Annotated in this window: 8 protein-coding genes; all 8 read left to right on the top strand. The window is 34.5% G+C overall.

Features of this window, described 5'->3' with window-relative positions; all coding sequences use genetic code 11:
• The first annotated feature begins 613 nt into the window (after positions 1-613).
• The 8 genes from ACP6PK_RS00765 to ACP6PK_RS00730 all read left to right on the top strand — a co-directional run bounded on the left by ACP6PK_RS00765 (position 614) and on the right by ACP6PK_RS00730 (position 8,845).
• The gene (locus ACP6PK_RS00765) at positions 614-1,822 is read left to right on the top strand and encodes a response regulator (RefSeq protein WP_094674171.1); all 1,209 of its coding nucleotides are present in this window, start codon (positions 614-616) and stop codon (positions 1,820-1,822) included.
• 322 nt (positions 1,823-2,144) lie between these two features.
• Positions 2,145-3,344 carry a response regulator gene (locus tag ACP6PK_RS00760; protein WP_426556910.1) on the top strand — a complete coding sequence of 400 codons (1,200 nt, stop codon included), beginning with the start codon at positions 2,145-2,147 and terminating at the stop codon, positions 3,342-3,344.
• A gap of 291 nt (positions 3,345-3,635) precedes the next feature.
• Complete coding sequence (gene fumC / locus ACP6PK_RS00755) at positions 3,636-5,045, top strand: class II fumarate hydratase (protein ID WP_426556908.1); 1,410 nt, start codon at positions 3,636-3,638, stop codon at positions 5,043-5,045.
• Between the two features lie 112 nt (positions 5,046-5,157).
• Positions 5,158-5,598, top strand: coding sequence for a methyltransferase domain-containing protein (locus ACP6PK_RS00750; RefSeq protein WP_426556906.1), 441 nt, complete (start codon positions 5,158-5,160; stop codon positions 5,596-5,598).
• 20 nt (positions 5,599-5,618) lie between these two features.
• Entirely contained in the window at positions 5,619-6,293 is a 675-nt protein-coding gene (locus tag ACP6PK_RS00745; protein WP_426556904.1) for a tRNA-dependent cyclodipeptide synthase, read from the top strand.
• Positions 6,294-6,630: 337 nt separating this feature from the next.
• Complete coding sequence (locus tag ACP6PK_RS00740) at positions 6,631-6,795, top strand: hypothetical protein (protein ID WP_168186298.1); 165 nt, start codon at positions 6,631-6,633, stop codon at positions 6,793-6,795.
• Positions 6,796-6,995: 200 nt separating this feature from the next.
• The gene (locus ACP6PK_RS00735; protein WP_210407191.1) at positions 6,996-7,814 is read left to right on the top strand and encodes a GvpL/GvpF family gas vesicle protein; all 819 of its coding nucleotides are present in this window, start codon (positions 6,996-6,998) and stop codon (positions 7,812-7,814) included.
• 356 nt (positions 7,815-8,170) lie between these two features.
• Positions 8,171-8,845: a hypothetical protein gene (locus ACP6PK_RS00730; RefSeq protein ID WP_426556902.1), complete on the top strand. Its 675-nt coding sequence runs from the start codon at positions 8,171-8,173 to the stop codon at positions 8,843-8,845.
• The last annotated feature ends 224 nt before the right edge of the window (positions 8,846-9,069 follow it).

The following is a 9,069-nucleotide window of genomic DNA, read 5'->3' as shown; positions in this document are numbered from 1 at the left end:
CTCCCCTACTCCCCTACTCCCCTACTCCCCTACTCCCTTACTATCTTAATTATAAGTGTTCAACCGGACATGGTATGATGCGTATAGAGGTACTGCCCCCACAAACTAATCATTCTTTAATGTAAAACACCCAAAATATCAGACCTGTGGTAGTCTGGGAATCAACTGAGTTAAGCTAAAATTAAATCAATGTAGAAAATACAGCATTTCCCGATGTTATGAGCTAGAGATTTAGGGGGTAAGATACCCACACCACAAGATTTTTAGTATTCAAAGTTGTACCTCATTTGTCCGAAATCTGCTGTATCAAATACTCACAATCTAAATTATGAAGCTGCTTCACAAAAAAACTCAAAAATCAGCAAAATGGCGGATGGTAAATAGGCCAAAAGTATGAGGAGCGATAAAGATTGTCTTTTAAGTAACAATAATAACTAAGAAAATTTCCGAGAAAATTCTGATATATAAACGAGATTATACTAAAAAATCAGTATAACAAACCATGACAAAATCAAAGAAATATTAAATAATAAAGGTGGTATCTATATTATACTTCTTTGTTTGTTAATACATCAAAATTAAATGTCACTATTATGTTAAAGGTAAAATCATTATGTCAGCATCAACAATAGGCTATATTAAGCTGGCAAATACCCTTAGTATAGTTAGCCAAAAGCAAGTTACTGGTAAGTTAGTCGTCGCTCATGGCAATCAAGAATGGCAACTTTACTTCCTATTTGGTCATCTCCTATATGCAAGTGGGGGTAAACATTCTACCAGACGTTGGCATCGAGCTATTAGTCAACATTGTCCTAACTTTAAATTTGAAGTCAATCAGTTAAGCAATAATCAACTATGGGAATATAAATTATTACAAACAGCCATTAGTGAAAATCAGATAACTTTAGGTCAAGCTAAGGCAATTCTCCGTACTATTGCGGAAGAAGTTTTTTTTGCTATTATTAGTCAACCTGGTTTAACAAGAAGATGGCATCCCCAGAAACACCCTAGTTCTCAAACAGCTCTGAGTTTACTTTTATCCAGACTAGAAATTAAAGAAGTTCTGAGTTCAGCAAAAAGAGTTTGGACATCTTTACAAGAGGAAGGTTTATGGCATATTAATCCCGATAGTACCCCTGTTGTCAGAGATGCAAATAACTTGCCAATTCAAGAAAATTCAGACTTTTTGTTGACAGTAAATAAGTTATTAAATTGCGATAGAACAATTTGGGATATTGCATTTTTAATGAAAATGTCATTAGTGGAAATAGCGCGTAATTTATATGATTTTGAACAACGAGGTTTAATTGATTTTAAGCAAGTAGAAGATTGGCTTTCACCCCCAGAAAAATCACGCTTAGTATCTGTAGAAAATAGTCGGCCTAAAGCTACAATTGCTTGTATTGATGATAGTCATCTTGTGGGTAGTTTTTTGGAGAAAATTCTCCAGCCATTAGGATACAAAGTTGTGCATATTCAAGATCCAATTAAGGGGTTAGCAGTCCTAGAAGATTATCAACCTGATTTGATTTTGTTGGATTTAGTGATGCCTAAAGTTAGTGGTTATACAATATGTTATTTTTTACGCAAAACTACTATGTTTAAAGATACACCAATTGTATTTTTATCGACTAAAGATGGTATTATCGATCGGACTAGAGCTAAGTTAATAGGTGCTAATGATTATCTATGTAAATCTTCTAGCCCAGAAAAAGTTGTGGAAGTTGTAGCAAAATATGTAAATAGACAAGAGTCTAAAAATTCCCAAATCATCAGTTTAGAACGAGCATATAATTTTACTTGTTTTGCTGTAGAAAACTAATGTAATTTTTGGTTTAATAAGTAGTTGATAATTACATATACTTAAATTAATATCCCGCTGTATTAAAATAAACGCATAATGACTAAAAAATTAAATCTATCGTACCTCCGCTGGAAAGTTGCTATGTTGTCTATATATTAGATCAATCTAGGTATAAAAACCCGGCTTCACCTAGGATATCTACAATTTCTTAGGCTTTAATTCAAGAGCGAACATTAAAGTATTAACCTAAAACCTATACCTAAAACTTTCTTATAGTTTCACCAAATGATTTGAAAAACTATATACTATAAAATAAAATAATATAGTTAATGAATAATATATGTTAGTAACTAATACAGGGTGCAATAAAATATGGAATGCTTTGGCTGTACTTGGCCAGAAACAAGCAACAGGCAAACTAATTATAGATAATGGGGAACAAGAATGGCAAATTTACTTTTGTCGGGGACTAATGTTATATGCCACAGGAGGATTACATCAAACTAGACGTTGGTATCGAGCAGTTAGTCAACATTGTCAAAATTTAAAATTTAATGCTGCTTTATTATCTAATGAAGAATTATGGGAATATCAACTTCTCAAACAGGGTATTACCCAAGAGCAAATCACTGTAGAAGAAGCAAAAGCAATTATCCGTAGTAGCAGCTATGAAATTTTATTTTCTTTAGCAAATCAGCCAGTTTTAAATTTAAACTGGCATTCCTATCAAAAATTAACTTCAGAAATTGTTGGTAACTTAGCATTATCTATATCAGAATTAAAACAAGTTATAGAGGGAGCACAAAAACTTTGGGAACGCTGGGAAAAAATGGGCATTAGTGAGATGTGGCCAGAGCAAGCTCCAATAGTGAAAAAATCTGTAAAGTCACAAAGTCGTTTCTCTGCAGCATCTTTAGAGGCGATTAATAATCAATTTAATGGTCAAAATACTTTGTGGGATATTGCAGTGCAAAAGAAGCAATGTTTAGCCCTAACAACTCGTACTTTATATCATTTTTTTAAACAAGGTTTAATCGAAGTTCGAGCAGTACCAGATTTACCCTCTCCTTTAGAACAATTACGCTTAGTTTACTGTGGCACAAATCGCACCAGAATTCCAATAGCTTGTATAGATTCTACACTAACAACAGGTAATTTTTTAGAGCAAATTCTCATGCCTAAAGGATATAAAATTGATAAAATTACTGACCCAATGGAGGGCATAGGGTTAATGGCTAAAAAGCCACCTCAATTAATATTTATGGATTTAGTTATACCTAATGTTAATGCTTATGCACTCTGTAATTTTTTGCGGACAGCTCCTGCTTATAAAGAAACTCCTATTATTATTTATTCAGGGGAAGATAGCTGGATAAATCGGGTTAGAGCGCAAGTAGCAGGTGCAACAGATTTTTTAAGAAAACCTGCAAGTGCAAATAAAATTTTAGAAATAGTAGAAAAATACTTAAAGTCAAAAAAACAGCAATCTAAAAGTCAAAGTAATTTAGTCACATCCCAGTCATTGGTTTTGGCAAGGTAATTGAATTGAGTTTAATACACAATAGACCTAGGCGTGAAAAAGATATAGATTTTTTGCGCATGGTAGGGAACAGGGAACAGGGAACACTTAACTGGGAACAGGTAAGATATTTTTACGAAAAAGGTAGGAAAAAGGATTTTTTATAGTGACTTTTTCTTTCTTTAGCTAATACAACTAAAAGGTTTATTTATTTTCTGGAGATGTCTAATAATAAAAATTTAACTAAGTAGGTGGGATAAAAGCTGATGATGTAGGTAAATAGAAAAATAAACTGTATCACAGAAATTACCAATGACAGAATCAACACCGCCCAAAATGCGAACCGAAAGCGATAGCATGGGAAAAATAGAAGTGCCAGCAGACCGTTATTGGGGCGCTCAAACTCAGCGATCGCTTATCTACTTCTCTATTGGGCAAGACTATATTCCACCAGAAGTTATCAAAGCATTTGCTATCCTGAAAAAAGCAGTTGCTCAAACTAACCACGAACTCGGTAAACTTCCAGAAGACAAAACAAAATTAATCATTCAAGCAGGGGAAGAAATTATTGCTGGGAAACTAGATGGAAATTTCCCACTACGAGTCTGGATGACAGGAAGTGGCACCCAATGCAATATGAATGTTAACGAAGTCATAGCTAACCGGGCGATCGAAATTGCTGGTGGAGAAATGGGAAGCAAAAACCCGATACATCCTAACGATCATGTTAATATGTCGCAGTCATCTAACGATACATTCCCGACTGCCATGCACATCGCTTCAGCGGTAGCATTACATGAAAAGTTGTTGCCGAAAGTTAAGAAAATGCGGGATGCACTGCAAGAGAAGTCAGTAGAATTTTCGGAAATTGTCAAAATAGGGCGTACTCACCTACAAGATGCAGTTCCGTTGACTTTGGGGCAAGAATTTTCAGGATATGTGGCGCAACTAGATGCAAATTTGCATCGTATTACTCATACATTGCCAGATTTGTACGAACTAGCTTTGGGTGGTACTGCAGTAGGAACAGGGTTGAATACGGTGAGTGGTTTTGCCGAACTTGCTGCGAAACATATTAGTGAAATAACCGGGTTGCCTTTTGTGTCTGCACCTAATAAGTTTGCTGCTTTAGCTGCCCATGATGCGATAGTAATGGCGAGTGGTGCTTTAAAGACTTTAGCTTGTTCGTTGCTGAAAATTGCTAATGATATTCGCTGGTTGGGAAGCGGGCCTCGATGTGGGTTTGGGGAATTGATTTTGCCTGCAAATGAACCGGGGTCTTCTATTATGCCTGGAAAAGTTAATCCTACTCAGTGTGAGGCGATGACGATGGTGGCGACTCAGGTGATGGGGTATGATGCAGCGATCGCTTTTGCTGGTGCCCAGGGTAGTTTTGAGTTAAATACTTATAAACCGATGATGGTTTTTAATTTGATTCAGTCGATTAATTTGCTTGCTGATAGTTGTAATAATTTTACGGATTTTCTATTAGTTGATTTGAAGGTAAATCAGAAAAAAATTGATTTTTATTTGGAACAATCTTTGATGTTAGTGACAGCTTTAAGTCCGAAAATTGGTTATGATAAGGCTGCGGAAGTTGCTCATTTTGCCCATGAGAAAGATTTAACTTTGAAGGAAGCTTGTTTGGAATTAGGTTATGTTTCGGCAGAGGAATTTGACGAGATTGTGATTCCTAAAAATATGACTCATCCAGGGAGTTAGTCGAGTCTAGTAAATGTAGGTTGGGTTAAACGGAGTGAAACCCAACAATAGACATCTTCATAAAATAGGGAACAGGGAAAACTTAACTGGAAGGAGAATTAATTGATAATTTATGGATGCTGCTAGAGCAAAAGCAAAATCCCTTGGCCTAACCAATGTTAACTTAGAAGCCAAAGATATTACAACCTTCCAGGAAACAAATAAGTACGCACTAATTACAGCTTTTGATGCTATCCACGATATGGCACAACCAGCTAAAGTCTTGAAATCAATTGCTGATTCACTTAAACCTGACGGAACTTTCTTGATGGTTGACTTGGGAGCATCAAGTAATCTGCACGAAAACCTGGAGCATCCTTTAGGACCGTGGTTATACACAACATCTTGTATGCATTGCATGACCGTTTCATTAGGACAAAATGGGGCAGGACTTGGTGCAATGTGGGGAGAACAAAAAGCACTGAAAATGTTAAATGAGGCAGGGTTTATAAATGTGGATGTTAAACAAATTCCAGAAGATATTTTCAACAATTATTATATTGCTAAAAAGTAAGCCGTAAAATGACTATAACTATGACAGAATTAGAGCTAATAAGTAAGGTATATCCGATTACGAGTAATTGCCAATTATTATATGAACAAGGAGAATATGCAGTTTTAGGTATTAGTCCATTTAATAGCTTTTTTTCTGAAAAAAATATAGGTACTTTATCAAATTGGGCGATGAATAATTTTAAGAGCTTTAATCTTTTTATCCCAGATGAACCGTATGTATATACACTAATGGCTTTAGGATATGATGAAGTTAAAGCTATAAAAAAAGCTAAAAGACAAGCTAATTATCTAATAAATAAATGTCTAAGAGCATTAACAGGATTAGACCTGTCAAGGAATGAAGCAGAAAAACTAATTATAGATTCCCAGTATTTGAATAAAAACACAAATTATCTCTCAGCACTAAAATTTTATGAAGATAAATATGCTAATGATATTGAATTTAGAAGAAACTGTCTTGAAACTTCTAGGCAGCTGGTGGAATCTCAAACAGACATTAGTAATTATCGGTTAGAAGTTGCTGTTAAGTATCTATTAGCAGAGTTACCTTTGTTTTTTAATAGTGCTAGTATTTTAGGTGAAAAGGAAGCAGTTTTTTGTTACCGGAATTGTTCGTTATTTATTCAAACTGTTTTTGAAAGAAAGGATGGTATTGTATTGAATAATCAAGGTTACATTGTTGTAGATATTTAGGGTTTGCTGAAAAAGTCTTTGTAGGGAGTAGCGGGTAGAAATAAGCAAAAATTGTAAACTTTAGGGGTTTTGTCTCCAAACTTAGGGGCAAATGGGATTTGGGAACCAAACCCCTACAATAAAATTTTACAACCTATAACTATTTAGGATTTCCATATTCTACGATCAAGATTCTTGAATCTGTTGGGATTTTTACTTGTAAATTTGTCATAAATTAAATTACTGTTAACTAATACAGCAGTAAAGAATCTGAATTTGGTGAAAAAGTAGAAGCTATTGATAGTAAATTTGAGGGAAGATTGAAAATTCGGTAGGTTGGAATGGAGCTGATTTAGCATTGTTGACTAATCAAGCTGCTTTAGCTGCGATTCGTAGTTATAGTGCAAAAGGGATTAAGTCTCCAAAGAAAATCAGGATTACAAATGCTCACTTTACTACTGCTTACAATGCTCTGATGAATCAAAAACAATCTCAGGATTTTAATTCTGATTCTAGTAAGTAGTGGTGTGACACAGCTAATTTTGTGCAAAATTGTAGGGTGTGTTAGACGGCTTAAATTCAGACTATGAAAAGAATTCAGGAATCCGTCGTAACGCACCATTTTAGCTGTGTCAGTCCAGTAGGGTGCGTTAATGAAATGTAACGCACCTCCTATCCCAAATATGTCTGCGTTACCCTTTGCTAACTATCTCAAATATTTCGGTGCGTTACGCTTCGCTAACACACCCTACTGGAATTTTGACTTTTGACTTCCATGAAACGGTATTACTTCTGTTGGGTTTCGGGAAACCCTCAACCCAACCTACGAGCAAAAAAACTCACTGCCATAACAACCAAGCACCCAAAATGTCATTTTATGTCTACGCTTTTCTTCTACCTAAATCATCCCTAGTATTGCCAAAAGGAATGGAGAAGGAAGTCCAACTAATTCCCTATCAAAATCTTGCTGCTGTAACCGAAGCAGATATATCTATTGAAGCAATACAAGAAACAGACGAAAAATTACTAGAAGCAGTTTTAAACCACGATCGCGTAATTAGAGAAATATTTCAGCAAACTTCCCTATTACCACTAAGATTTGGTAATGCTTTTGCTGCGGTGGAAAATATTATTAATCACTTACAAAATCATCAGCAACAATATCTGACGACTTTAACTCAATTAGCAGAAAAGGCAGAATATACTGTGACTTTTTCACCAGTTTCAGCTCCTTCTACTCTGGAAATTGGTCAAGCTCGTGGCAAAGCTTATTTATTAGCCAAAAAACAGCGCTTTCAACAACAACAAGCTTTTCAAACCGAGCAACGTCAACAGTGGGAAAATATACGTCAGTTAATTGTTCAAGATTATCCCAAATTAGTATTTAAAGACTGCACAGAAGGGGGAATTAAGCAAGTACATCTATTGGCCAATAGTGAAGCAGAAATTCTAACTACTCAAGATCTCCCAAAATGGCAAGCTGAGTGTTCCCATTGGCAAATTAGTCTGAGTGAAGCACTTCCCCCTTATCATTTTGTATAGCAGGGAACAGGGAATAGGGAACAGGGAACAGGCGGGAATCTCAAGTTTTTTATCTACTTTTTGATTACCCGCGACTTATTTAGGATTGCTATATCAAATCCGAGTGTTTAAAGAAACCGGGTTTGTTGGAGGTAAATGTTAGTATGGTGGGGCATTTAATACAAACCCGGTTTCTATCTTTTTTGTTAGATATCTCCGATAATTAATTGGTTAAATTTTAATTTCTGGAGATGTCTATTATTAAAAAGCAATCAGCATTCAGCAAACAGCAATCAGCAAGATTAGATGTTGACAAGGAGATTTAAACCCAAGTTCAAAAAGCTATTAAAAGTTTTAATTAATTCAAGGAGTTTGAAATGAAAAATTTCAAAGATCGGCGAGATAAAGGGGATTTACCCTCTCTTCCTAATCCTCTGAAAAAAACTACTGATGTAGTGGAAAATCTTACTGACAATTTACCCACAGAAAATTTATCTACTCTCAAATATGTACCAAATAAACTAACAGAAAATGTGGAAAATGTCACAGAAAAACTACCTCTACCTGGTTTAAGTGTTTTGATGGGAATGCTGCGTTCTATTAAAAACTTTTTTGGATTCATTTTTAGTCCGATTAAGAAGATATTTTTATGCCTAAAAAGACTATTTAAAATTTTCATAGCCATTCCCATAAAAATTTATTTATTTACACTTAAGGTTATCAGCAAAATTTGGTCATGGATTCAAGCTATTGTTAAAGCTTGTATAAATCTAATTATCAAAATATATGAATTTACAATTGATATAATAAAAAAAGTATTTTTCTGGTTAAAAACATTTGTTCAATTATTTATTGCTCTTCCAGTAAAAATATATTTATTTATAGTCAATGTTATTAGCAAAATTTCATCATTTATCAGATATATTGTTAACATTATCATAACAGTTATTACTACAATTATCAATTTTTTTAAACTCCTCTTTTTAAACCCATTGTCTTTACTTACTAATCCATTACAAAGTTTGAAATCTATTGGTAATACTGGAGGATAAATTGTAGAAAAATTACCTGAAGGACTAGAAAAAGTTACAGAAAAATTACCTGAAGGACTAGAGGAAGTTGCAGAAAAATTACCTGAAGGACTAGAAAAAGTTACAGAAAAATTACCTGAAGGACTAGAGGAAGTTGCAGAAAAATTACCTGAAGGACTAGAAAAAGTTACAGAAAAATTACCTGAAGGACTAGAAAAAGTTACAGAAAAATTACCTGAAGGACT

Origin of the sequence: Dapis hubbardiae BLCC-M172, from assembly GCF_050016015.1 — a bacterium.
Taxonomy (GTDB): Bacteria; Cyanobacteriota; Cyanobacteriia; order Cyanobacteriales; family Microcoleaceae; genus Trichodesmium.
The sequence above is the reverse complement of the archived record's forward strand: the minus strand, read 5'-3'. Positions and strand labels throughout refer to the sequence as shown.